The 24,642-nt window shown below is 56.4% G+C and carries 20 protein-coding genes and 1 tRNA gene; 15 read left to right on the forward strand and 6 right to left on the reverse strand.

What is annotated here, in order from left to right; translation table 11 throughout:
* Positions 1–89: 89 nt before the first annotated feature.
* Positions 90–1,157, forward strand: a complete 1,068-nt coding sequence (gene aroC, locus C7123_RS09085; protein ID WP_037986979.1) for a chorismate synthase — start codon at positions 90–92, stop codon at positions 1,155–1,157.
* Here aroC and C7123_RS09090 read toward each other — a convergent pair.
* Positions 1,130–2,575, reverse strand: a complete 1,446-nt coding sequence (locus tag C7123_RS09090) for a S41 family peptidase (RefSeq protein WP_069174821.1) — start codon at positions 2,573–2,575, stop codon at positions 1,130–1,132. The genes aroC and C7123_RS09090 overlap by 28 nt on opposite strands.
* 536 nt (positions 2,576–3,111) lie before the next feature.
* On the opposite strand from C7123_RS09090, the gene spt reads away from it, so the two are divergent.
* The 11 genes from spt to C7123_RS09145 all read left to right on the forward strand — a co-directional run bounded on the left by spt (position 3,112) and on the right by C7123_RS09145 (position 16,350).
* A complete protein-coding gene (gene spt, locus C7123_RS09095) occupies positions 3,112–4,299 on the forward strand; it encodes a serine palmitoyltransferase (protein WP_038012526.1) in 1,188 nt (395 codons plus the stop codon).
* A 26-nt stretch (positions 4,300–4,325) separates the two neighbouring features.
* Positions 4,326–5,597, forward strand: coding sequence for a PSP1 domain-containing protein (gene ricT, locus C7123_RS09100; protein ID WP_083206800.1), 1,272 nt, complete (start codon positions 4,326–4,328; stop codon positions 5,595–5,597).
* The gene (gldH, locus tag C7123_RS09105; RefSeq protein WP_083206801.1) at positions 5,578–6,069 is read left to right on the forward strand and encodes a gliding motility lipoprotein GldH; all 492 of its coding nucleotides are present in this window, start codon (positions 5,578–5,580) and stop codon (positions 6,067–6,069) included. The genes ricT and gldH overlap by 20 nt, the downstream gene beginning before the upstream one ends.
* Positions 6,070–6,463: 394 nt before the next feature.
* On the forward strand, positions 6,464–7,996 hold the full coding sequence (purH, locus tag C7123_RS09110) for a bifunctional phosphoribosylaminoimidazolecarboxamide formyltransferase/IMP cyclohydrolase (RefSeq protein WP_069176322.1): 1,533 nt from the start codon (positions 6,464–6,466) through the stop codon (positions 7,994–7,996).
* Positions 7,997–8,023: 27 nt separating this feature from the next.
* Positions 8,024–9,043, forward strand: coding sequence for a rod shape-determining protein (locus C7123_RS09115; RefSeq protein ID WP_037983330.1), 1,020 nt, complete (start codon positions 8,024–8,026; stop codon positions 9,041–9,043).
* A gap of 91 nt (positions 9,044–9,134) precedes the next feature.
* Positions 9,135–10,004 carry a rod shape-determining protein MreC gene (gene mreC / locus C7123_RS09120; protein ID WP_037983328.1) on the forward strand — a complete coding sequence of 290 codons (870 nt, stop codon included), beginning with the start codon at positions 9,135–9,137 and terminating at the stop codon, positions 10,002–10,004.
* Positions 10,001–10,519 (forward strand): rod shape-determining protein MreD, encoded by a 519-nt coding sequence (gene mreD / locus C7123_RS09125; protein ID WP_037986980.1) that lies wholly within the window; start codon positions 10,001–10,003, stop codon positions 10,517–10,519. Before mreC ends, mreD begins: the two co-directional genes overlap by 4 nt.
* On the forward strand, positions 10,506–12,377 hold the full coding sequence (mrdA, locus tag C7123_RS09130) for a penicillin-binding protein 2 (RefSeq protein ID WP_069174822.1): 1,872 nt from the start codon (positions 10,506–10,508) through the stop codon (positions 12,375–12,377). Before mreD ends, mrdA begins: the two co-directional genes overlap by 14 nt.
* Positions 12,364–13,815 (forward strand): rod shape-determining protein RodA, encoded by a 1,452-nt coding sequence (gene rodA, locus C7123_RS09135; RefSeq protein ID WP_069174823.1) that lies wholly within the window; start codon positions 12,364–12,366, stop codon positions 13,813–13,815. Before mrdA ends, rodA begins: the two co-directional genes overlap by 14 nt.
* Before the next feature lie 150 nt (positions 13,816–13,965).
* On the forward strand, positions 13,966–14,805 hold the full coding sequence (locus tag C7123_RS09140) for a leucine-rich repeat domain-containing protein (protein WP_069174824.1): 840 nt from the start codon (positions 13,966–13,968) through the stop codon (positions 14,803–14,805).
* Positions 14,806–15,411: 606 nt separating this feature from the next.
* Positions 15,412–16,350 (forward strand): DUF6261 family protein, encoded by a 939-nt coding sequence (locus C7123_RS09145; RefSeq protein WP_069174825.1) that lies wholly within the window; start codon positions 15,412–15,414, stop codon positions 16,348–16,350.
* Between the two features lie 121 nt (positions 16,351–16,471).
* Here C7123_RS09145 and C7123_RS09150 read toward each other — a convergent pair whose 3' ends face one another.
* Genes C7123_RS09150 through rsfS form a run of 3 tightly spaced genes read right to left on the reverse strand, consistent with a single transcriptional unit; the run spans position 16,472 to position 19,692 of the window.
* On the reverse strand, positions 16,472–17,338 hold the full coding sequence (locus C7123_RS09150; protein ID WP_069174826.1) for a phosphatidate cytidylyltransferase: 867 nt from the start codon (positions 17,336–17,338) through the stop codon (positions 16,472–16,474).
* A complete protein-coding gene (ftsH, locus tag C7123_RS09155; RefSeq protein ID WP_037983348.1) occupies positions 17,335–19,299 on the reverse strand; it encodes an ATP-dependent zinc metalloprotease FtsH in 1,965 nt (654 codons plus the stop codon). The genes C7123_RS09150 and ftsH overlap by 4 nt, the downstream gene beginning before the upstream one ends.
* A 33-nt stretch (positions 19,300–19,332) precedes the next feature.
* Positions 19,333–19,692, reverse strand: coding sequence for a ribosome silencing factor (gene rsfS / locus C7123_RS09160; RefSeq protein ID WP_037983311.1), 360 nt, complete (start codon positions 19,690–19,692; stop codon positions 19,333–19,335).
* Positions 19,693–19,828: 136 nt separating this feature from the next.
* Between rsfS and C7123_RS09165 the strand changes: the two genes are divergently transcribed.
* Positions 19,829–19,899, forward strand: a tRNA-Gln gene (locus C7123_RS09165).
* Between the two features lie 113 nt (positions 19,900–20,012).
* On the opposite strand, the gene porT is transcribed toward C7123_RS09165, so the two are convergent.
* Positions 20,013–20,735: a type IX secretion/gliding motility protein PorT/SprT gene (gene porT, locus C7123_RS09170; RefSeq protein ID WP_455431912.1), complete on the reverse strand. Its 723-nt coding sequence runs from the start codon at positions 20,733–20,735 to the stop codon at positions 20,013–20,015.
* Positions 20,736–21,318: 583 nt separating this feature from the next.
* Here porT and hcp point away from each other — a divergent pair.
* Together hcp and C7123_RS09180 are read left to right on the forward strand one after the other, a co-directional pair.
* The gene (gene hcp / locus C7123_RS09175; RefSeq protein WP_037983308.1) at positions 21,319–22,986 is read left to right on the forward strand and encodes a hydroxylamine reductase; all 1,668 of its coding nucleotides are present in this window, start codon (positions 21,319–21,321) and stop codon (positions 22,984–22,986) included.
* 60 nt (positions 22,987–23,046) lie between these two features.
* Positions 23,047–23,490 carry a Dps family protein gene (locus C7123_RS09180; protein ID WP_037985925.1) on the forward strand — a complete coding sequence of 148 codons (444 nt, stop codon included), beginning with the start codon at positions 23,047–23,049 and terminating at the stop codon, positions 23,488–23,490.
* A gap of 192 nt (positions 23,491–23,682) precedes the next feature.
* Here the strand turns inward: C7123_RS09180 and C7123_RS09185 are convergent, their stop codons facing one another.
* On the reverse strand, positions 23,683–24,621 hold the full coding sequence (locus tag C7123_RS09185) for a glycosyltransferase family 2 protein (protein ID WP_037985924.1): 939 nt from the start codon (positions 24,619–24,621) through the stop codon (positions 23,683–23,685).
* Positions 24,622–24,642 lie beyond the last annotated feature (21 nt).

Genomic DNA, 24,642 nt, shown 5'->3' on the forward strand with positions numbered 1-24,642 from the left:
CATTCCTAACCCCCGGTGGGTCTCGGATGAAGGGCTTCTTTTTACCCCCTCTTCTAATAACTACTTCACCCTACTCCCCACGATACGATATGAATACGTTCGGAAACAACTACCGCCTGACCACCTTCGGCGAATCGCATGGCACGGCTATCGGCGGCATCATCGACGGTTGCCCCGCCGGCATTGAGGCGGATACGGCCTTCATTCAAAGCGAACTCAACCGCCGTCGGCCGGGACAGTCCGCACTGACTACCTCACGCAACGAACCCGACACGGTCGAGTTCCTTTCCGGGCTTTACGAGGGCCGAACGACCGGTACACCCATCGCCTTCCTCGTCCGCAACCGCGATCAGCATTCGAAAGACTACGACGCCATGCGCAACCTCTATCGCCCGTCGCACGCTGACTATACCTACCAGATGAAGTACGGCATCCGCGATCCGCGCGGCGGTGGACGCAGCTCGGCACGCACCACCATAGCGCAATGCGTCGGCGGTGCCGTGGCTAAGCTCGCCCTGCAACCCGAGGGCATCACCGTCCGCGCCTATACCTCGCAGGTGGGGCGTATCCGCCTCGACGGCACGTATCGCGATTATGACCTCACGCTCACCGAGACGAACGCCGTGCGGTGTCCCGACGCACGCAAGGCGGCCGAGATGGAGGCACTGATCCGTCGCGTCAAGGAGCAGGGCGACACGGTGGGCGGCGTCATCACGGGCGTCATCACGGGCGTGCCCGTTGGACTCGGCGAGCCTGTCTTTGGCAAGTTGCACGCCGCGCTCGGGGCCGCTATGCTCGGCATCAACGCCGTGAAGGGCTTCGACTACGGCGACGGCTTCGACGCCCCCCTCTACCTCGGTTCGGAACACAACGACACCTTCTGCAACGACCACGGCCGTATCGCCACCCGTACGAATTACTCGGGCGGCATACAGGGCGGCATCTCCAACGGCGAAGACATCTATTTCCGTGTTGCCTTCAAGGCTGTGGCCACCCTGCTGCGCGAGCAACAGACGGTCGATCGTGACGGACGCGAGACCATTATAAACGCGAAAGGACGCCACGATCCGTGCGTCCTTCCCCGTGCCGTGCCGCTCGTCGAGGCGATGGCGGCAATGACTATGCTGGATTATTTATTGCTCATGAAGAGCCGTTGACCGGCCGGCGGCGTATCGATAGCCTTACCGTTCAGCGGGCGGTTCGGGTTATCGATGGGCAGCTCGCGGAGTGCAGGCTGTATGCGGTGTGAGCGCGCTTTAGCCACCTGCTTGCCCGTGATCAGCTCCAGCGCCTTACCCAGCAGCGGGTCACGCTCGTCGCCGAAGGGATAGAGCTCCAGCAGGTATTCCTTCACGACATACTTCGGTGCGAAGCCGCGCGGAAACTCGTCATTACGCTTGTTGGAGAACTTGTAGATCATCACGTACATGCCCCAGTTCTTGATCTCTTGGTAATACGAGGCGTCCTTGTCCCACCAGAGATGTTTCGGCATGAGTACGATGCCGCCGCAGAATTTGCCATGCGTCGTGTCGCCGATCTGCACCACATCCATGTAAGGCGTGAGCCCCGTGAGGGTCAGCTCCGAAGCCGAGGCTGTGCCCTTGCCCGTAAGGATATAGAGCCGGTTGAGGTTCATGTTGATGCCCAAGGTGTCGACGAACGTCTCATACAGCTCGTCGTTCCGACCCTTGCTTTTCCAGTAGCTCATATAGTTTTCGTTCCAGAGCTTGAACAGGAAGCGCTCTTTCTTTTTCATGGCCGCCTCAGGCGCAAGGATGCTACAGAGCGCGCGCGCCGTGCTGACGTAGCCGCCGCCATTGTAGCGCAGATCGAGCACGACGTCGGTCACGCCGGCCGTCTTAAACCGCGTAAAGACCTTGATCAGCTCCGCGGTGGAGCGCTCCGTGTAATCCGAGTAACAGAGGTAGCCCACGCGGTGGCCATCCTTATTGATCACGGTGTCCTTGAGGATGGGATCTTGGTACATCTCCACGGCCGTCATAGCCACGCCGACCGGTTCGGCCGTGAGGGTTTTGTCCTTGAGAATACCCTTGTTGACTACGATGGTGGGTTTGTCGTAGAAGTCGGCATAGTTCTTCACCGTGATGGGTCCGCCGTTCAGCTTGAGCAAGAGGTCGCCCCGTCGGATGCCCGCACGGTCGGCCGGTGTGCCGGGATAGACATAACGGACGATGGCCACGAGCTCTTCCGTCTGTCCGATGTAGCTAAAGCGGAGGTCGAAACCGTAGGTGGTCGATATGCCGGCGAAGCCTTGGTTCCAAGCCTCGGCATTGTCGGTGAGGCTCGTCCAGCGATCGTCTTTATAGATCAACCGTTTGAAGAAGGCGTGCGAATCCTTCTCCTTCTTGAAATCGATAGCGTTCCAATTGATCGTATTCTCCCACAGATATTCACTCCGTAGCCCCTCGTAGATGAACTCGTTCACCTTCAGGGTGACTTTGTTCTCAGGATCTGGTTTGGGTGTCGGTTTAATCCATTCCTCATCGCATGCGGTAAGGAACCCCAAGAGGCACAGGCCGCAGATCGCCAGCCTGGCATTCATTGTCTTTTTCATACACTGTCTTGATTACGTTGTTGTGTTATACATAAAGAGGCGTCGGGAGGGAGGTGTTGGCCTCCCGACAGGGGCAAAAGTAGTTCTGAAACACTCAATCAATCTTCGGAGAGGCGTAGGCTGACAGGGCAACCGCACCCGAATAGCTGCAAACTTGGGGCACTTCTTTGCTCTACATAGCCCTACGGAAAGGAGAACTACGTGTGGTTTTAATCTCCGTACCCCTACGGAAAGGAGAACCACGTGTGGTTTTGATCTCCGTACCCCTACGGAAAGGAGAACCACGTGTGGTTTTAATCTCCGTACCCCTACGGAAAGGAGAACCACGTGTGGTTTTGATCTCCGTACCCCTACGGAAAGGAGAACCACGCGTGGTTTTGATCTCCGTAGATGAGCAGACGGTTGGGACGTAGTGGTGAAGTCTTGATGTGGTTACGCTGTAGACATGCGGCAAGTCACCAAGGGCCGCGGCCATTTTTTTCTACTTTTGCCGCCGACATTTTTCACAAAAAGACAAGGTTAAAACCTCCACAAACATGAACTTATTGAGAGAGAAGCTGGCGAAATACGACGCCCCACAGCGAGCTAAGGCCGCCGGCATTTACCCCTACTTCCGCGAGATCCAAAGCGATCAGGATACGGAAGTCGTCATCGACGGAAAAAAGGTGCTGATGTTCGGCTCGAACGCCTACTTAGGCCTCACCAACCACCCGAAAGTGAAAGAAGCCGCCATCGAAGCCATACGTAAATACGGCACGGGATGCGCCGGTTCACGCTTTCTGAACGGTACGCTGGATATTCATGTGGCCCTTGAGAAACGCCTGGCCGCCTTCGTCGGTAAAGAGGACGCCATCTCCTTCTCCACAGGTTTTCAGGTGAACGAAGGAGTGATCTCCTGCATCACAGGCCGCGAGGATTACATCATTTGGGACGAGCTTAACCATGCCTCCATCATCGAAGGCATCCGCCTTTCCTATTCCCGCAAACTGAAATACAAGCATAATGATATGGCCTCCCTCGAACGCCAGCTCCAGAAATGCGAGCCGGACAAGGTGAAGCTCATCGTTATGGACGGCGTCTTCAGCATGGAGGGCGACATCGCCAACCTGCCCGAGATCATCCGTCTGGCCAAGCAATACAACGCCAATGTGATGGTCGATGAGGCCCACGGTATCGGCGTTTTGGGCCAGTGTGGACGCGGCACATGCGACCATTTCGGCGTGACGTCCGACGTGGATCTGATCATGGGCACCTTCAGCAAATCACTCGCCTCCCTCGGCGGATTCATCGCTTCCGATCGCGACACGATCAACTACCTGCGCCATCATGCGCGTACCTATATATTCAGTGCCAGCTGTACCCCCGCCTCCGTCGCTGCTGCAAACGCCGCCCTCGACATCATGCTCACCGAGCCCGAACACATGGAGCGCCTCTGGGAGTTGACACATTACGCCCTCGACGGATTCCGTCAAATGGGCTGCGAGATCGGACACACCTCCACACCGATCATCCCCCTTTTCATCCGCGACAACGACCTCACCTTCCTCATCGTTAAGGAGCTCTTCGAAGCCGGCGTCTTCGTTAACCCCGTCGTATCGCCAGCCGTAGCGTCGCAAGACACCCTGATTCGCTTCTCCCTTATGGCCACCCACACCCGGGCGCAGTTAGACTATGCCTTGGAGGCCATTCGGAAAATATTCAAGCAGCACGCACTGATCCCCTAATCTCCCTGCCCCCCCCTTTCCGAAGAATGAATTTCGTACAGAACACAGAAAGAGGCTGTCTGGAATGTAAAGGATGCTGTGAAACGTCAGGAAGCAAACTCTCCGTCCACGACTGGCTGTGTGACATCCCCGAGGAGGAGTATGCCACGGCCTATGTGGAGGTGCAATTCAAGAATACGCGCAAGGAATACTTCCTAAACGAAGACCATATCCCACTCGAAAAAGGCGACATAGTGGCCGTCGAGGCCAGTCCGGGGCACGACATTGGCATGGTTACATTGACCGGCCGACTTGTCCTCTTTCAATTATGGAAACACAGCACCCGGCACAGCACAATCAACAAAAAGATCTATCGCATCGCCCGCCCCTACGATTTAGAGCGCTGGGAAGAAGCCAAGGCGCGAGAACATGAGACCATGATCCGCTCCCGACAGATCGCCGCCGAACTGGGGCTGGATATGAAGATCGGCGATGTGGAGTTTCAGGGCGACGGCAACAAGGCCATCTTCTACTACATCGCAGAGGGACGTGTCGATTTTCGCCAACTGATTCGTGTCTTGGCCGATAACTTTCATGTGCGTATTGAAATGAAGCAGATCGGTGTCCGACAAGAAGCCGGACGCATCGGCGGTATCGGCCCCTGCGGACGCGAACTCTGCTGCGCGTCGTGGATGTCGCACTTCACCTCCGTCTCCACCGAGGCCGCACGCCTACAGGATATTTCGATGAACCCTCAGAAGTTGGCCGGGCAGTGTGGGAAACTCAAATGCTGCATCAATTACGAGGCCGACATGTACGTCGACGCCCGCAAGGGTATGCCCTCGCGTAAGATCGTGCTGGAGACGAAGGACAACGCCTACTATTACTTCAAAACGGACCTCTTCAAGCGCGAAATCACCTACTCGACGGATAAGACGATCGCCAAAGACCTCGTGACCCTCACCGCCAGACAAGCCTTCGACGTCATTAACATGAATCAAAAAGGCATTAAGCCCGACACCCTACTGCCCGAATCGAAAGAGACGCAGACGAAGAAGTCGGACTCGCACGACATTCTGGATGACAATGTAAGCCGCTTCGATAGCACCCGTAAGAAGAGGAAGAAGAAACGCACCGCGGCTCCAGCTGACGGACGCCCAAAGGCCGCTGCGGAAGGACGGCCCAAACGCTCCCCAAAACCGTCAGCAGACGGCGCTCCACAAGCCGCCACTAAAGCGTCCGCCCCCAAGTCCCCGCGCCGTGAGCGAAAAGGCAACAACCCCCAACCGACTCCCACCGATGGTCCGTCGCCGCAGTAACCGATTGCACAGCGTGGTTCGCGCCCTCCTTCCCACGGCCCTGGTGCTGCTGCTCCTTGCTGCCTGCACCGACACGGCCCGCTACGACCACTATCAGTCCGTCGAGAAGCCCTGGACGAAGGATCACATCTACTACTTCACGTACGATATCGACGACAACACCGTGCCCTACGACCTCGCCCTCGAGATCCGTAACAACGACCTCTATCCCTACCAAAACCTCTGGCTCCTTTGCAGCGAAGAGCCCCCCGTCGGCCCCATGACGCACGACACCATTGAGTGTATGCTGGCCGACGACTATGGTGCTTGGCACGGCGCTGGAATCGCCATCCATCACCTCAGTGTCCCCCTCCGCTCGCGTTACCGCTTCCCTCACAAGGGGCAGTACACCTTAGGGATCCGTCAGGGTATGCGCGACGAACAGCTGAATGGTATCGAGGCCATCGGCCTGCGTATCGAAGCCTCGCGCTGACCCTCGTAACACGAGTTCGATGTAAGAATAAAGCCGGCAGAGAGTCTCTACGGAAGCTACGCGAGGGCCAAAACGTTTTTGGAAATGCTTTGGCCGTTACAGCGCGCTATCAAAGACATTCTCCAAGGAGAAAGACCCTCATCTTTCGTCGGATTCACGCGTTAAACGACCGAGCCCCCAACTGCTGACGGTTGGGCTTACCATCAGGCGACGGCCGTCCCTCAAGGTGTAGAGAAGGAAGTCCATAGTCGCTTTATCCTTATGGGACAATAACATATATTATATCCGGGGCCACGAACATTCTCTCTTATAGCACTTTTCAGAATGGAATTAAACCATACTTTTGTGCGACTTTTTCGAGAAATAGAAAGTGGACAATGAATTCAAACGCATGATGACGGATGAAAAGAAGCGGATAAGCCGAGCCCTAATCTCAGTTTATCACAAAGACGGACTATTAGAAGACATAATAAAGACGCTCCACAACGAAGGCGTGCAGCTCGTCTCGACAGGAGGCACACAAACCTTCATCGAATCGTTAGGCATACCGTGCGAAACGGCCGAGAGCCTGACCGGTTATCCCTCCATCTTAGGAGGGCGAGTGAAAACTTTACATCCCAAAATATTTGGCGGCATCCTGGCCCGCCGTGAATACGACACAGACCTCCGGCAGCTGTCGGAATATGATATACCGGCGATCGACTTGGTGATCGTCGACCTATATCCTTTTGAAGAGACCGTGGCCTCAGGTGCAGGCGAGGCCGATGTGATCGAAAAGATCGACATCGGTGGCATATCCCTTATTCGTGCCGCGGCAAAAAACTATCGCGACGTAACGATCGTTGCTTCACGAGCGCAATACGCCCCCCTGTTGGAACTGCTCAAGCAGGGCGGCGCACAGACAACGCTCGACGATCGTCGCCGATTCGCACGTGCCGCTTTCGCCGTTTCATCCGGCTACGACGCAGCCATCTTTCGCTATTTCGACGCCGACGAACACACCGCATTTCGCGTTGCATTCGACGACGCCATGCCCATGCGTTACGGAGAGAATCCCCATCAACGGGGCATCTTTTTTGGCTCATTCGATGCACTCTTCGATCGCCTGCATGGCAAACAAATATCCTACAACAACTTGCTGGATATTGATGCTGCGGTCGCACTTATCGACGAGTTCGACGAGCCGACCTTCGCTATCCTCAAGCATAACAATGCGTGCGGAGTGGCTTCCCGTCCGACGATGGTCGAAGCGTGGAAAGCGGCCTTGGCTGGCGATCCCGTCTCAGCCTTCGGCGGCGTGTTGATAGGCAACCGAGCGATCGATGCCGAGGCTGCCAACGAGATCGATCAGATATTTTTCGAGGTGATCATCGCACCGGATTATACTGAGGACGCGATCCGTATTTTGAGTAAAAAGAAAAACCGCATCATCCTGCGCCGCAAGGCCGTTGGGGCGGGACAAGGCCTTGCCTTCCGCTCCCTCCTCAATGGCGTACTCGTGCAGGATCGCGACCTAAGCACACAAACCGCTGGCGACCTCAAGCCGATGACAACAGCTCTCCCCACCGAGAGAGAAACCGTCGACTTGCTGTTTGCCAACAAGATTGTGAAGCATAGCAAGTCCAATGCAATCACGCTGGCGAAAAACAAGCAGCTCTGCGCCAATGGTGTGGGGCAAACATCGCGTGTGGATGCACTCAAACAGGCCATCGAAAAGACCCGTACGTTCGGCTTCGATCTGAGCGGTGCGGTGATGGCCTCGGATGCGTTCTTCCCCTTCCCCGACTGTGTCGAAGCAGCTGCTGAGGCGGGAGTTACGGCCGTAATCCAACCCGGAGGATCCGTCAACGACGAACTCTCGGTGGAGTATTGCAATGCGCATCATATAAGTATGGTAAAGACGGGTACCCGTCACTTCAAACATTAACATTGAACTAAAGACATAACGAATAATATGGGATTATTCTCCTTCACACAAGAATTAGCTATCGATCTGGGGACGGCTAACACGATCATTGTCAGCGATGGGAAAATCGTTGTTGATGCGCCGTCTGTGATCGCATTAGATAAACGTACGGACAAGGTGTTAGCCGTCGGCGAGACAGCCCGCCAGATGCACGGTAAAACACATGAGAACATACGTACCGTCCGCCCACTCCAGGACGGTGTCATAGCTGACTTTTACGCCGCCGAACAGATGATTCGCGGATTGATCAAAATGATCCACTTCCGGAATCGTTGGTTCTCTCCCCCTTTGCGCGTTGTGGTTTGCATTCCCTCCGGTAGCACAGAGGTAGAGATACGTGCCGTGCGTGACTCTGCAGAACATGCAGGTGCACGCGATGTCTACATGATCTATGAACCCATGGCTGCGGCTATCGGTATAGGTGTCGATGTGGAGGCGCCAGAAGGAAACATGATTGTGGATATAGGTGGAGGCACGACGGAGATCGCCGTGATCTCACTCGGAGGTATTGTCTCCAATAAGTCTATCCGTATCGCCGGCGACGATCTGACGGCCGACATCATGGAGTATATGCGTCGTCAGCACAACATGAAGGTGGGCGAAAGCACGGCCGAGAGGATTAAGATCAACGTAGGTGCCGTCTTGACCTCGCTCGACAATCCGCCAGAGGATTACGTGGTGCACGGTCCGAATCAGATGACAGCACTGCCTATGGAAGTGCCCATCTCTTATCAGGAGATTGCGCACTGCCTCGATAAGTCTATCTCGAAAATGGAAGCAGCCATTCTCAGTGCCCTCGAGCAGACCCCGCCCGAGCTTTATGCCGATATTGTTCGTAACGGTATTTATCTGGCTGGTGGTGGCGCCATGATTCGCGGTTTAGAGAAGCGGTTGACGGACAAGATCAATATCCCGTTCCGTGTAGCCGAAGACCCGTTGCATGCCGTAGCCAAGGGGACCGGTATCTCGCTGAAGAACATCGACAAATTCAAGTTCTTAATTAAGTAAGTACCGGGGTCGTGTGCGGCGTGCATAGAGCTTTTCGCCCCGGTAAAGCGGAGGCTTTTATAGCGTACGCACTCCAGTCCTTCCACTATCTATGCGGAAACTGCTTGAATTCCTTATAGGGAAAAGGCATTGGTTCTTATTCTGTTTCCTTGAGATCGTTTCGTGCATACTCCTATTCTACAATCAGGATTACCACCGAAACCTAATCTTTGGTTCTTCTAACACCGTAGTCGCCCAGATCTCTTCTATTTCGGGCAGGGTGAGGTCGTACCTCGGACTCCGAGATGAGAACAAGGCCCTGTTTGAACAGAACGGGCAACTACAACTTCAGGTTATCAAACTGGAGCGAGAAATCGCGTACATGAAAGCCCATGCACAGACGTACGATAGCCTGTTTGTGGCCGATACCGTGACGATGCCTTATCACTTCGTCACGGCCGAGATCGTCAATAGCAACGTCTCTTCACTGTCGAATTACCTCACCATCGACAAGGGTACCAAAGACGGGGTGAAGGTCGATATGGGTGTCGTCACCACGCAAGGCATAGTCGGCATTGTATCGGTGGCGGATGAGCATTTCTCGGTTGTCATCTCTGTGTTGAATCCCAAGCTGCTCGTTAGTTGTAAGCTGCTGAATGGGAACTATCACGGGTCACTGGTTTGGGACGGGCGCGATCCACGATATGCTTATTTGGATGATCTACCTCGCCACGCCATCTTCAAGGAGGGCGACACGGTGGTTACTACCGGATTTTCGACGGCCTTTCCGCCGAACGTCATGGTCGGCACCGTGGCGAAGTTTGAGAAGAAACGGGATCAGAATTTCTATTCACTCAAGATCAAGTTGGCCACCGATTTCTCGGCCATAAAGTCCGTCCGAGTGATACAGAACGATTTCCGCGAAGAGCGTGAAGCGGTGGAAGAAAAAGCGCGTACCCTCATAACGAATAAGACAGAATGATTAAGGGCTTGCTCAAAGTCGTGGCGTATATCGTCGTGTGTGTACTGTTGCAGGTGACGGTGTTTAACCACATCCACCTCTTCAACCTCATGACGCCCTTCTTGTACCTCTACGCCATCGCCAAGATCCCCGCCGGATTCACGCGCGTGCAGGTCATTTGGATGGCTTTCATTACGGGGCTACTGGTCGACATCTTCTCCGGGACACTCGGCATACATGCCGCCGCGTCTACCCTGATCGGCTACTATCGTAATCCGCTTATGCACGCCTTTACCGACAAGGAAATGCTCGAAGACGCTTCGCCCTCGTACGTTACGCTGGGCACGGGCGCCTTTATGAAATATATCGTCTGCCTGACGTTCCTTCATCACACGGCCCTGTACGCCATCGAGTCCCTCTCCTTGTTCGATCCTCCTTACCTACTCCTTCGCATCGCATCCAGCACTGTGCTGACTACGCTTTGCCTCTTTGTGATTGAAGCCTTCCATATGGAACGTCGAAGTGGAGAACTTTAAGAAATACGCTTACGAAAACCGGCGATTCATCGTCATCGGCTCCGTCATCTTTGTGCTGCTCGTCTACATCGTGCGGCTCGCTCTTTTGCAGCTTGTAGACAGTAATTACAAGGCCTCGGCGGACAATAACGCCTTTCTCAGGAAGGTGCTCTATCCTGCACGCGGCGTCATTTACGACCGCAACGGCCAGCTGCTTGTCTACAACCAACCGGCCTACGACGTGATGCTCATCATGCGCGAGATACAGGCCTTCGACACCCTTGATTTCTGTCGCACGCTGGGCATTACCAAAGAGGTGTTCGACAAGCGCATCGCCGATATCAAGAACAAGAAGCTCAACCCCGGCTACTCCTCTTACGTGCCGCAGGTGTTCATGAACCAGCTCTCCTCCTATGAGTACGGCGCCCTGCAAGAGAAGCTCTACAAGTTCCCCGGCTTCTACATACAGAATCGCACCATCCGCGAATACACCTATCCCAATGCCGCCCTACTGCTGGGCAACATCGGCGAGGTGAACCGACGCGACATCAAAGAGGATAACTACTACAATCAGGGCGACTATGCCGGGCGTGCTGGTGTAGAGCGTTCGTACGAGAAATGGCTCCGCGGAAAGAAGGGCATCGAGGTGCTTCTGCGCGATGCCCGCGGACGTATCAAGGGCCGATTTGAGGACGGAAGGCACGACGAAGTGCCCATATCGGGCAAGAACCTCACCCTCGCTATCGATATCAATCTCCAGATCTTGGCCGAGAAGCTGCTCAAAAACAAAGTCGGCAGCATCGTCATGATCGAGCCTGCCACCGGTGAGGTGCTATGCTTGGCCAGCTCGCCCGGCTACGATCCCAACCTGCTGGTGGGCCGTAAACGCGGAAAGAACTACGCCATGCTGGAGGAAGACCCCACCAAGCCCCTCTTTGACCGATCCATCATGGCCATGTACCCCCCGGGATCGACCTTCAAACCCACCCAAGGACTCATCTTCCTGCAAGAGGGTGTCATCACTCCCGATAAACTCTACACCTGTGCCCGCGGATACCCGTACCACGGAGGCAAACCTGCCTGCCACGGCCACGGATCGCCCCTGGCACTTATTCCGGCTATCGCCACCTCCTGCAACTCCTATTTCTGCTGGGGACTGCACGACATGCTTGATAGCCGTCGCCGATACCCCACCGTGCAGGAAGCCCTCGACAAATGGAAAGACTACATGGTGGCCCAGGGATATGGCTATCAGCTGGGCATTGACCTGCCCGGTGAGAAGCGCGGATACATCCCCAACAGCAAGGTCTACGACAAGGTCTACAAGTCGGCACGCTGGAACTCCAGCACCATCATCTCCATCGCCATCGGACAGGGCGAGGTGCTCGCCACCCCGCTGCAGATCTGCAACCTGGCCGCCACCATAGCCAATCGCGGTTACTACATCGTCCCCCACGTCGTCCGGAAAATTGAGAACGCACAGCTGGACTCCATCTACACCCACCGCAAATACACCGGCATCGATCAAGAGCACTACCGCGTCATCGCCCAAGGCATGCGTATGGCCGTCGTCGGAGGCACCTGCCGCGGGCTCAACATGCGCGACGTCGAGGTCTGCGGCAAGACGGGTACCGCCGAGAACCCCCACGGCAAGGACCACTCCGCCTGCATGGCCTTCGCACCCTATAACGAACCCAAAGTGGCCATTGCCGTCTACGTCGAGAACGCCGGCTTTGGTGCACGCATGGCCGTCCCCCTGGCACGCGTCATGCTCGAACGATACTTCCACGGCGCACAGGCCAACTCCGAGGCCGACGTGGAATCCCTTTCCAACACCGTAGTCAAGGCTACCAACAACAATAACCGTGTACCGAGATAACGAAAGAAGGAGTCTCTGGCTCTCTGTCGACTGGCTGACCATCATCGTCTACATACTCATGGTCGGCTGCGGATGGCTCAGCATCTGCGGCGCCAGCTACGAGTATGACACCACCGGCCTCTTCGACCCCGCCGGCCGACCCGGCTCACAGCTCATCTGGATAGGCTCCGCCTTCGCCCTGAGCTTCGTCATACTCATGCTCGAGCGCGACATCTATGAGACCTTCGCCTACCTCTTCTATGGCCTCATCATCCTCCTACTCATTGCCACCATCTTCCTGGCGCCCGACATCAAGGGCTCGCGCTCCTGGCTCGTCCTCGGCCCTATCCGCCTGCAGCCCGCCGAGTTCGCCAAGTTCGCCACCGCCCTGGCCTTGGCACGCCTGATGAACAGCTACAACTTCAACCTCTTTACCCTCCGCAATTTCGGCCTCGTGCTGCTCATCATCCTGCTGCCCATGGGCCTTGTGCTGATGCAGAAAGAGACCGGATCGGCCCTCGTCTTCCTCGCCTTCGCCCTGATGCTCTATCGCGAAGGCATGTCCGGCTATCTGCTGCTGGCCGCCGTCTGTGCCGTCACCTTCTTCGTCACCGTGATGAAGTTCGACGACACCCTCCTCGGAGCCACCCCAGCCGGCGCACTCATCGTCTCCTCCCTCACCCTCATCATTGAGATGCTCCTCGTCACCGGCCTTCGGAACGACCGCCTCACGCTCCGCATCATCCTCTACGGCCTCGTGGCCGCCCTCCTCACGGCCATCATCGCCTCGCTCTACATACCCGTCAACTTCGTTTGGGTGCTTGTTGGCGTCATCCTCACCTCCAGCCTCATGCTCATTGTCCAAGCCATCGTCAAGCTCAGTTGGCGTTACGCCCTTGTGGCCCTCTTTGCCCTCTCGTCCGTAGCCTTCATGTTGTCGGTCAACTACGTCTTCAACGACATGCTCGAGCCCCACCAGCAGCAACGCATCCGCGTCTCCCTCGGCCTGGAGGACGACCCCGGCGGATCGGGCTACAACGTCAACCAGTCCAAGATCGCCATCGGCTCCGGCGGCCTGTTGGGCAAAGGCTTCCTTAACGGCACACAGACGAAGCTCAAATACGTGCCCGAGCAAGACACCGACTTCATCTTCTGCACCGTCGGCGAGGAGTTCGGCTTCGTCGGCTCCATTGTTGTCCTGACCCTTTTCGGTGTGATGATCGTGCGACTCATCACGCTGGCCGAGCGACAAGACACCCTTTTCGGGCGCGTCTACGGCTACAGTGTAGCCTCCATCATCCTCTTTCACCTCGTCATCAACGTCGGCATGGTGCTCGGTCTCACCCCCGTGATCGGCATCCCCCTACCCTTCTTCAGCTACGGCGGCTCGTCGCTCTGGGGCTTCACCATCCTCCTTTTCATCTTCCTCCGCATCGACGCCTCGCGGAAAGAAGTGTGAGTCCCCAAAAGCGAAGCCCGGGAGGGGGGCATGATGAGGGCGGAGGCGGTAGCGAGAGTCCTGTTCTTAATGATCGATTGGGGATTGTGCTTATACATTTGGCGCATATTATTTCATCACCAACATTCAACCATCATACATACAATTCTTATGGGAAGCAGTAAATCCAATTTAGAGAGCGAGAATGTCAAGAGCAAGATCGTCGAATACAAATACGACGGAAAAGGAACGCTAACAATTTCCGGATCAGGAGAAATACCGAAGAGCTTATTAAAGGAGGTTTCCAGTCTCAAAGTTGGGACCCTTGTTATACAAGGCGAAGTAGAGAGCATAGGAGAAGACGTCTTCAGAGGCTTTTCTTTTTTGACGAAGGTTGAAATAAACAGCCCCATTCAATCTATAGGAGACAATGCATTCTGCGGGTGCGATAGATTGAGGAGTATCAAGATTCCGGCTAGTGTTACAAGCATGGGCACCTCTGTGTTTTATGGATGTGATCATTTGGAAGAGATCGAATCTGAAAGCCTACGTTATCCAGCTGAGGATGGAGTACTCTTCAAAGTCACCGATGATGGGAAAAGGATCTTGGTCCGGTATCCGTCAGATCGAGAGGGAGAAGAATACAGCATACCAAATGATGTAGTGGAAATAGAAGAATATGCATTTGCAAAATGCCGTAACCTGAAGTCTATTAGGATTCCCGAAACAGTTAGAAAGATTGGTTGCGGTGTTTTTGATGCTTGTAGAGAGACGTTTTATAGCAACTTGGAAACTATCACCGTTTCTAGAAACTTGGAAACTATCATCGTTTCATGGTTGTGCCCGCCAAAGGAGATCGATAGAGACATCTTTGGTAGAATTACTGAGCCGTCCGAAATACGATTGATCGTTCCTGAAGGAAGTAAGTCTGATTATGAAAAAGATCCGGTGTGGAAAAATTGCGAGGTTATAGAGGAAGGCGATAAAGATATATGCCTTGAAACACCCTGATCGTCTGCGGATACTTCGTAACACAACCCTGCGTTGCAACGTCAGGTCTAAGATTAGTTGCAGCCACGCTGTTTGTAGACACAAGAAGGGAATTGCGTTATAGCCATCTGCCGAGCCTAAGTCGCTTTCCCGCGGCGGGGACGGCGGCTTCTTGAAAATGCTCTTCGCGCGGCGGAAAGCGTTTTTCGGAGATTTTGCCCCATTTCCCGCCGCGGGAAACCGATCTCCAGAAAATTTTACCGCCTTCCCGCCGCACGAAACCGTTTTTCGGGAGATTTTATCGCCTTCCCGCCGCGGGAAACCGTTTTTCTGAGAATTTTTCCCATTTCCCGCCGCGGGAAGGCGTTTTTCTGAGAATTTACCCCATTTCCCGCCGCGGGAAGGCGTTTTTCGGAAGTTTTGATCGGTTTCCCGCGGCGGGAAGGCGTTTTTGGAAATCAGCGATCGGTTTCGCGTTTCATTTTGGCGTTTCACGGGAGCAGAGATCCATTTCGTGTTTGAGGACGACCTTTCTGCTTCAAAAACATCTTGCTCCAATTCAGGGGGAGCATCGAATCTTTTGGCATTTCATGCACCTTTGCATGGTTAATAAACACCCTGAGAGAAATGAAAATACTCGAAGTGACCTTGCCCCGGGTCATGAAATTTGAAGGGGGCAACAGACAGATGTTGAACATCTCGCTCCACACCCAGTTTCACTACCTGCAATACGGACTGGTGAAGGCGGTGGATCAGACAAAGCTCAAAATCCCTGTCACAGTGATGAACGCTTGGGACACGACGATCGGCGCGCAGACGAAGCTCGTCGAACAATCGGCCGTTTCCGAGCGTACCGCCAAAATGCTGGCTCTGGACAACGAACGCGACAACCTGCTGGACGGCATCTTTCATGTCGTTAGCGGTTTGAAGTACTCGCCCACGGAAGCCACCCGCGAAGCCGCGCTACGCCTCGAGGCCAAACTGAAACCGTACACCAACCTCCGCAGTCGCCCGTTCGAAATGGAAAGTGTGGGTATACGCGGCTTGGAAGACGACATGAAGACGAAGACGGCGGATATTGCAGCCGTTGGCCTCACCGACGTTCTGACGCGGCTGCATACCGTCAATGAGGAGTACGAAAAGCTCCGCACCGATCGCCGTATCCAAACCTCCGACGAGAAACTCCCGACAGCTCAGCAGGTGCGTCCGCTGACTGACGCCGCCTACGATGTCGTTTGCCAGTACATTCAGTCAGCCTACCTCACCGCTACGGCCGACGAGGACAAGGCGATGATTGAGCAGCTCGTCGATCGTATGAATAAGGTTGTGATCGACATTAAGGGCAACCAGCGTCAGATCTTGGCCAGTCGCAAGCCTAAGGATCCCAGCAAGCCCAAGCCCCCGAAGGATCCCAAGCAGCCCAAGGATCCCAAGACTCCCGATCAGCCGAAGGATCCCAAGCAGCCGGAGAAGCCTCAGCCGCCCAAACCGGGTGGCGAGAAACCGAAGGATCCGAAGAAACCGGGTGGCGACGGTAATCCTGACATCACGTTGCCGGAGGAATAGGCGTCCGCATACATCCCGGAATGATTAAAGGGCATCCCCAAACAGATGGGGGTGCCCTTTTTGTATCCGAGTTGTAGGGGTACAAAAGCATACGCCCCACAGGTACCTGGTCGGTGCACCGTTAGCTCCCGCGCACGAACACCTCGAGGTAGAGAAGGGCGGCGGGGGCGGCGAGCATGACGCTATCGAAACGGTCGAGGATGCCGCCGTGACCGGGCAGGAGGGTGCCCGAATCCTTAGCGCCGGCGGTGCGCTTGATGAGCGACTCGACGAGGTCGCCCCACGTGCCGACGCCGACGATGATGAGGGAGAGCGCCACGCGGTGGTACCACGCCAGTTCGGGGAAGAGGGGCGCGAGTAGCAGGGCGGCGCAGGCCACGATGACGAGTCCGCCGAGGAAGCCCTCCCACGACTTGCCGGGCGAGATGCGCGGGAAGAGTTTCCGCCGACCGATGGCCGATCCGACGAAGTAGGCGCCCGTGTCGTTGAGCCAGATGAGGACGAAGAGCAGCAGGGCGTAGTGGCTGTGGAAGGTGCGCGGGAGGGTCGTGTCGGCCGGGTTGAAGACGATGAAGTTGAGCGTGGCGAAGGTGCCCGCGGCGTAGGCTTGGGCCAGGAGGCCGACGGCCCATCGATGGATGGGGTTGCCGCCGCGGTGGTAGAGGCCGCTGACGAGGCCGCCGATCAGGAAGGCCAAGTAGGGGGCGTAGACGACGGCCGAGGTGCGTGCGCTGGCGTAGAGGAAGGTGGCGGTAAAGAGGTAAAGGCCGCCGGCGATGCCCCAGAGTCGGTCAGCGGTGCGGGGTGCGGGGGCGGCGTCGTCCGGCTGCAGCCCGATGCGTTCGGTGAGGCCGTAGAACTCCCACAGGGCCGCGCCGACGACGGCGGCGAAGAGGCCCAGAAACAGGAACGGGTGCAGCGTCAGCGCAGCGATGATGGCTGCGACAAAGGCTGCACCCGTGATGCCTCGGAGAGTGAAATTCTTCATGCGTGTGGGGCGGTGGTTGAGGCGTCGGCGGCCTGTTGCTCCATGATCTCTTCGGAGCGCGAGGCCCAGGGGCGTTTGCCGAAGATCTTTTCGAGGTCTTCGGAGTAGATCACTTCACACTCAAGGAGCTTCTCGGCCAGCTGGTTGTGCTTCGCGGCGTTGTCGCGGAGGATGGTCCGGGCGCGGTCGTACTGCTCGTTGATGATCTTCTGCACCTCCTTGTCGATCAGGCGGGCCGTCTCCTCGCTGTAGGGTTTGGTGAAGCCCCATTCCTGGCCCGTGGAGTCGTAATAGTTGAGGTTGGGCAGCTGGTCGCTCATGCCGAAATAGGTGACCATCGCGTAGGCTTGCTTGGTGACACGCTCCAGGTCGTTCGAGGCTCCGGTGGAGATGGCCCCGAGGAAGATCTCTTCGGCGGCGCGTCCGCCCAGTGTGGCGCACATCTCGTCGAGGAGTTGTTCGCGGGTCGTGATCTGTCGCTCTTCGGGCAGGTACCAGGCGGCGCCGAGGGCCTTGCCACGGGGTACGATCGTCACCTTGACGAGCGGGTTGGCGTACTCCAGCAGCCAGCTGATGGAGGCGTGTCCGGCCTCGTGATAGGCGATGCTGCGTCGCTCCTGCGCGGTGGTGATGCGGGTCCGTTTCTCGAGCCCGCCGATGATGCGGTCGACGGCATTCATAAAGTCGTCCTTCTGGACGAAGCGTTTGCCACCGCGTGCGGCGATCAGTGCGGCCTCGTTGCAGACGTTGGCGATGTCGGCGCCAGAGAAGCCCGGGGTCTGTCGGGCCAGGAAGTCGGTGTCGACGCTGGAGTCGATTTTGATCGGGCGGAGGTGGACGTTGAAGATCTCCTTGCGTTCGTTGAGGTCGGGCAGCTCGACGTGGATCTGTCGGTCGAAGCGTCCGGCACGCAGCAGGGCTTTGTCGAGCACATCGGCGCGGTTGGTGGCGGCCAGGATGATCACGCCACTGTTCGACCCGAAGCCGTCCATCTCCGTGAGGAGTTGATTGAGGGTACTCTCGCGCTCATCGTTGCTGGTCATGTTCACGTTCTTGCCGCGCGCCCGTCCGACGGCGTCGATCTCGTCGATAAAGACGATGCACGGAGCCTTCTCTTTGGCTTGTCGGAAGAGGTCTCGGACACGCGAGGCGCCCACACCGACGAACATCTCCACGAAGTCCGATCCCGAGAGCGAAAAGAAGGGCACGTGGGCCTCACCTGCGACGGCCTTGGCCAGGAGCGTCTTGCCCGTTCCCGGAGGGCCAACGAGCAGCGCACCCTTAGGGATCTTGCCGCCCAACTCGGTGTATTTCTCGGGGTTCTTGAGGAACTCCACGATCTCCTCGACCTCCTGTTTGGCCTCCATCAGTCCGGCCACATCTTTGAAGGTCACCTTTACGTTCGTGTTCTTATCGAAGAGTTGCGCACGCGCCTTGCCTACGCTGAAGACCCCACCGGCACCGCCTGCACCGCCGCCCGCCATGCGTCGCATGAGGAAGAGCCAAAGCAGGATGATGATGACGAAGGGCCCCACGGAAGCGAGGATGTTCCAAAGGATGTCGTCGCTCTCCTTGTAGGTTACTTGGGTGGAGATATGCTTCTCGGCCACCATCTTATCGTAGAAGTCGGAGAACTTGTCGGATGAGGGGATGCGGACGTAGACCTTGGGCTCGGTAGTGAGCTGCTGCACCTCACGCGGGGTGAAGATGCGATCGCGGAAGTCGCTTTTGACGGTGGCCTCGAGGATGTTTTTTCGGTTATGCACCACGATGCGGCTGAAGGCATCGTCGGCTGTGAAGCGTTGAAAATCGGTCCACCCGAGCTCCTTCGACATGGAGAAATCGTTCATCAGATAGAGCCCCATCAGGGCGACGAAGACGATTCCGTAGATCCAGTAAAAGTTGAAGCGCAGGCGGGGTTTGTTGCCGTTGTTCTTCGGCTGATTGTCTTTTTTGTCCATAAAACTAATGTAAGGGGGAAGGAGCCGTGGCGGTCACTCCACGTCGGGGAGTCGATCGATCTTCGAGTCGGCCCAGAGGTTTTCGAGGTTGTAAAACGCGCGCTGCTCCGGCAGGAAGATGTGGACAAGTACCGTGCCATAGTCCATGCCGATCCATTGAGCGTTTTGCGTCCCGGCCATAGAGAGGGGCTTTTCTCCGGTGTCCGTCCGCACGACGTCCCAAACGGAGTCTGAAAGAGAGGACACCTGCGTGGGGCTTGCACCTTCGCAGATGACCATGTATTGGCAGATGGCGCCCGATTGTGCCGTCATGTCAACGGTCACGATGCTGCGTCCCTTCTTTTCTTGAAGTCCTCTGACTATGGCATTTACCAGCGTTTTTGTTTGATCCATAATTCGATATTTCTGTTAGACGGGCCAAAGATATGGCAAACTTTTTGGGGCCGTTTTTTGGAGGTGTGAAGAAGAGATGTATGTTTGCGGCCGCAATCGAGGGGCGAGAGGCCCCGGAGAGAGCAAGTAAAGACATTGTTCTATGGTGTAATGGTAACACGTCAGATTCTGGTCCTGAAATTCTAGGTTCGAGTCCTAGTAGAACAACAGAGCAAAACCACGGGAGGCCGTCCGATACGTTCGGGCGGCCTCCCGTTTCTTTTGTTGCGCATGCCAGCAGGTGGGTGCAGGCCCTGTCTGCGGGGCGACGAGTCGGAGCGTTACTCAAAGTTGAACGTCAGCACGATCAGCCGCGAAGTGGCTCGGGAGAGGGCTTGGCTGTAAACGCGGTCGAGAGGGTTGGCCAGGTCGCTACGGTCGGGCTCGAGCACATCGGCCAGGCCGAAGCAGAACTTGAGCTCGGGGCAGAGCTTGAAGTAGGGCAGGTAGATGTCGCATCCGAGGCCAAACTCGACCCCGTAGTCTACGCCCCGCAGCAGCATCGGGTAGCCACGCTTTCGGCCCATGTCGAACTGTGTGAAGACGCCCGCCAGCATGTAGGGGCGGTAGTTGTTGAGGCGCATGGCGGTGTATTTGAAGTCGATGGGGATGGCCAGATAGTTGGAGCGGAGGGAGGTGACGAACTGCTCCTTGGTCTGCGGGTCGATGAAGGTGAGGCGTTTGTCACCAAAGTGGACGGTCGGCGTGAGGCGTACGCTGAGGACGGGGTTGAGGAAGAGGTCGCCGATGACGCCGACGCTGAATCCGGGCGTGTAGGCCGGTATCTCAGCGAACCACGTCTTGCCGTCAGCGCCAGCCACGCCGGTGTTGGTCAGGATCAGATCCTGCGTGTGCAGCCCGACGTGAAACCCGAAGTGGTAACGCTTATAGTCGACATACGGCTGATTCTGTGGGCGTCGACGCTGCGCCTGGAGGCACATGACGGCCATCAGCCACAGGCAGGTTAGGCCCGCCATCCGTCTGAGTGTGATGCTTTTTCTCATATACGCCTGCAATAACGGCTGCTGGGGGCGACTTATTGCAGCTTTCTCACCTCGAATTCCGCCGTGAGTGGGCCGGTGGATCAATTTCCGATCAAGAATCATAATCCATGTACGAATGATTTACGATAGCTGCTGGAAATAGTGAGCCGATTATGCATGGATTACGATCCTTGACGGATTATAATAATCCACATTTAATCGATTCACGATTTCTGATGAGAATCATAATCCGTGAGCAATTGACTCACGATGCTTGATAGGTATAGTAATGGATAATAAGTAAGATGCGCTTGATTCAATATTTCTGGGCGAGGTTACGGCTAAATCGCATTCGACGGGCGATTCTTGGCGAGATATTTGGCCAAATGGGCCCTGTTTGATGGCCTCAAGGGAGAGAAACGGGGCGCGGAAATGTATCGGTAGGATGATAGGTGTTGTAGTTTGTTATTCCTGCCCCGCTTGTCACATAGCTTACAGTTTGGGCGGGGCCGCTGACGGATCTTTGCGCCGCAATTGGGCCTCAAAGTGGGCTCGACGATAGAAATTTAATTGACAGAAAAATTCAACAGAGAAAGAAAAGAAGATGGACTACAAGATGTTTTGCTATCAATGCCAAGAGACGGCCAAGGGTGTTGGCTGCACAGTGCAAGGTGTATGCGGAAAGAAGAGCGATCTCTCCGCCATGATGGATATGCTGCTGTTCGCCGTGCGTGGCGTCAGTGTGCTGGCCACGGGACTGCGTAAGCTGGAGCAGCCGGTGGGACGTGAGGTGGATCACGCCGTTGTAGACGCCCTGTTTGCCACGATCACGAACGCCAACTTTGACAAGGAGAGCCTCCGTCGCCGTGTGGATCGGATGTTCGAGCTCCGCGATGAGCTGAAAAAGCAGGCTGCTGCGGTCGGACTGACTTATGCGGCTGACGAAGTGACATGGGTGCCGGTGGCTGACGAGTATGAGTCGAAGGGCTTCGCTGAGGGTGTGCTGCGTGAACAGAACGAAGATGTGCGCTCGCTCAAGGAACTGACTGTCTATGGCCTCAAGGGCTTGGCCGCTTACGTAGAGCATGCCATGCGCCTCGGTAAGGAGGACGATGCGATCTACGCCTTCATGGAGCGTGCCCTGAGCGACATGACCATCGGCAATCTGGACGCTGCGGCGCTTACGGAGCTGGTGCTTGAGACGGGTCGCTTCGGCGTGCAAGGCATGGCCCTGCTCGACGGTGCGCATACCTCGGCTTATGGCAACCCCGTGATGACGGAGGTGAACATCGGTGTAGGTAAGCGTCCGGGCATCCTCATCAGCGGACATGACATGCATGACATGGAAATGCTGCTCCAGCAGACCGAGGGCACAGGCGTAGACGTCTATACGCACGGCGAAATGCTTTCGGCGCATTACTATCCGGCGTTCAAGAAATACAAGCACTTCGTGGGCAACTATGGCAACGCCTGGTGGCAGCAGCGTGAGGAGTTCGAGTCGTTCAATGGCCCGATCGTCTTCACCACCAACTGTATCGTGCCGCCCACGCCGCGCAACACCTACCTCAGCCGCATGTTTACTGCCAATTCGACAGGTTACCCCGGCTGCAAGCACATCGAGGAGGACGCTAACGGTCACAAGGACTTCAGCGAGGTGATCGCCCTGGCCAAGACCTGTCAGCCGCCCAAAGAGATTGAGACCGGTACGATCGTGGGCGGATTTGCTCACCATCAGGTCTTCCAGCTGGCTGACAAGATTGTCGACGCCATCCGCTCGGGTGCCCTGCGCAAGTTCGTTGTCATGGGCGGTTGCGACGGCCGCTTCGCCTCACGCAGCTACTATACGGACTATGCCCTGGGTCTGCCCAAGGACGTTGTGATCCTCACCTCCGGTTGCGCCAAGTATCGCTACAACAAGCTGGGGCTGGGCGACATCGGCGGTATCCCCCGCGTGCTCGATGCCGGTCAGTGCAACGACAGCTATACTTGGGCCGTGGTCGCCCTGAAGCTCAAGGAGATCTTCGAGCTGAACGACATCAACGACCTGCCGATCGTCTTCAACATCGCTTGGTATGAGCAGAAGGCCGTCATCGTTCTGCTGGCCCTCCTCAGCCTTGGCATCAAGAACATCCACATCGGCCCCACGCTGCCCGCCTTCCTCTCTCCGGGCGTAGCCAAGGTGCTGACTGAGACGTTCGGCTTGGCTGGAAACGGCACCGTAGAGGATGACCTCAAACTTGTCATGCCTGCCGAGGCTGAGGTTTTGGCATAGTGTTTGACAGATACGGTCTCGAATTTTTCAAGTAAGAACAGAATCAAATCAAAGAATTAGATGGAAACAAAAGCATCAATCATCGAGAGTCTGGCCGATCTGCTGGCCAACCGTCAAGTGAGCTACACGAACCTGCGTGGTTTGCACTGGGACATCAAGGGCGACAAGTTCTATGAACTGCACGCTCTCTACGAAGAGTATTACAATGGCGAAGCCGAGGCCATCGACGAGTTGGCTGAGCGCATCGTCATGCTGGGTGGCCACCCGGAGAACCGTTTCTCGGAATACCTGAAGGTGGCTGAGATCAAGGAGACACACAACGTGTCAGACTGGAAGCAGGGCGTTGACCAAGTACTGGCTACTTGGAAGATGCTCCAGGCCAAGTATCACGCGCTGGATAAGCTGGCTACGGCTGCTGGCGACGTGACAACGCATTCGATCGTTGAGCATCACCTGTCGGCGATCGAAGCCAACTTGTGGAAATTGGGTGCATACGCATCTTAATTGAAGAAGCATTCAGCCCCTTTTATGGATTTTGGGGGCAGATGTATTGTATTCAGGCATAAATGCAATTCGAAGGCGTCCGGACGGGTTCCGGACGCCTTTTTTATACCCCAGCGGAAACGAAACGAAGCCGGGTACATGATCGGAGGACTCCCCCCGGACATGTACCCGGCCTCGTTTCGCTTTTCGTCCTTAGTCTGCCCGCTCTCCGTTGTAGGAGCTGACGAAGTAGACGGGGCGCTGCTTGGTCTCGGTGAAGATGCGGCCGAGGTATTCGCCGATGATACCGATGCAGAGCAGTTGCACGCCGCCGAGGAAGAGGATGGTCACCATCAGCGTGGGGAAACCGGCCACGGGATCGTCGTAGATCAGGTTCTTGAGCAGGATGAAGAGCCCGTAGGCGAAGGCCAGCAGCGAGACGATGGCGCCGCAGACGGAGGCGATGCGCAGCGGTGCCACGGTGAAGGAGGTGATGCCCTCGATGGCCAGATTGAGCAGTTTGAAGAAGCCCCACTTACTCTGGCCCGCCACGCGGTCTTGCTGGTCGAAGAGCAGCTCATGCTTGCGGAAGCCGATCCAGCTAAACATGCCCTTCGTGTAGCGTTGCGACTCGCGCAGGCGGCGCAGGGCACGGATGCAGACGGCGTCCAAGAGGCGGAAGTCGCCCGTGTTGGGTTGCAGGGTGACGCGCGTGGTGTGGCGGAGCAGGGCGTAGAAGGCGGCCGTGAGCCGTCGGCGGAGGAAGGACTCGCGGCCGCGGGTACGGCGGCGGGCATAGACGTCGTCGTAGCCCTGCTCCCAGAGGCGGAGCATGTCGGGGATGAGCTCGGGCGGATGTTGCAGGTCGGCGTCCATGATCACCATGCAGTCGCCGGTGACATAGTCAAAACCGGCCAACATGGCAGCCTCTTTGCCATAATTGCGTGACAGGTCGAGATAGTTGATACGCGGATCGCTCTCGCGCAGTTGGGCCAGGATGGCCAGCGTATGGTCGCGGCTGCCATCGTTGACGAAGAGCACCTCCCACGCGTACATAGGCTGTGCGTCCATCAGGTCGGCCAGTCGGCGGTAGAGCAGGGGCAGGGATTCCTCTTCGTTATAAGCCGGGATAAGGATCGATACGCGCTTCATGACGGTTGGGGCAACGGGGGG

The sequence above is a fragment of the Tannerella serpentiformis genome (assembly GCF_003033925.1).
Taxonomy (GTDB): domain Bacteria; phylum Bacteroidota; class Bacteroidia; order Bacteroidales; family Tannerellaceae; genus Tannerella; species Tannerella serpentiformis.

Bases quoted from the DNA above. Each gene is read 5' to 3' on its own strand.
- aroC (WP_037986979.1), top strand. From the start codon at position 90: ATGAATACGTTCGGAAACAACTACCGCCTGACCACCTTCGGCGAATCG.
- C7123_RS09090 (WP_069174821.1), bottom strand. From the start codon at position 2,575: ATGAAAAAGACAATGAATGCCAGGCTGGCGATCTGCGGCCTGTGCCTC.
- spt (WP_038012526.1), top strand. From the start codon at position 3,112: ATGAACTTATTGAGAGAGAAGCTGGCGAAATACGACGCCCCACAGCGA.
- ricT (WP_083206800.1), top strand. From the start codon at position 4,326: ATGAATTTCGTACAGAACACAGAAAGAGGCTGTCTGGAATGTAAAGGA.
- gldH (WP_083206801.1), top strand. From the start codon at position 5,578: ATGGTCCGTCGCCGCAGTAACCGATTGCACAGCGTGGTTCGCGCCCTC.
- purH (WP_069176322.1), top strand. From the start codon at position 6,464: ATGACGGATGAAAAGAAGCGGATAAGCCGAGCCCTAATCTCAGTTTAT.
- C7123_RS09115 (WP_037983330.1), top strand. From the start codon at position 8,024: ATGGGATTATTCTCCTTCACACAAGAATTAGCTATCGATCTGGGGACG.
- mreC (WP_037983328.1), top strand. From the start codon at position 9,135: ATGCGGAAACTGCTTGAATTCCTTATAGGGAAAAGGCATTGGTTCTTA.
- mreD (WP_037986980.1), top strand. From the start codon at position 10,001: ATGATTAAGGGCTTGCTCAAAGTCGTGGCGTATATCGTCGTGTGTGTA.
- C7123_RS09140 (WP_069174824.1), top strand. From the start codon at position 13,966: ATGGGAAGCAGTAAATCCAATTTAGAGAGCGAGAATGTCAAGAGCAAG.
- C7123_RS09145 (WP_069174825.1), top strand. From the start codon at position 15,412: ATGAAAATACTCGAAGTGACCTTGCCCCGGGTCATGAAATTTGAAGGG.
- C7123_RS09150 (WP_069174826.1), bottom strand. From the start codon at position 17,338: ATGAAGAATTTCACTCTCCGAGGCATCACGGGTGCAGCCTTTGTCGCA.
- ftsH (WP_037983348.1), bottom strand. From the start codon at position 19,299: ATGGACAAAAAAGACAATCAGCCGAAGAACAACGGCAACAAACCCCGC.
- rsfS (WP_037983311.1), bottom strand. From the start codon at position 19,692: ATGGATCAAACAAAAACGCTGGTAAATGCCATAGTCAGAGGACTTCAA.
- porT (WP_455431912.1), bottom strand. From the start codon at position 20,735: ATGAGAAAAAGCATCACACTCAGACGGATGGCGGGCCTAACCTGCCTG.
- hcp (WP_037983308.1), top strand. From the start codon at position 21,319: ATGGACTACAAGATGTTTTGCTATCAATGCCAAGAGACGGCCAAGGGT.
- C7123_RS09180 (WP_037985925.1), top strand. From the start codon at position 23,047: ATGGAAACAAAAGCATCAATCATCGAGAGTCTGGCCGATCTGCTGGCC.
- C7123_RS09185 (WP_037985924.1), bottom strand. From the start codon at position 24,621: ATGAAGCGCGTATCGATCCTTATCCCGGCTTATAACGAAGAGGAATCC.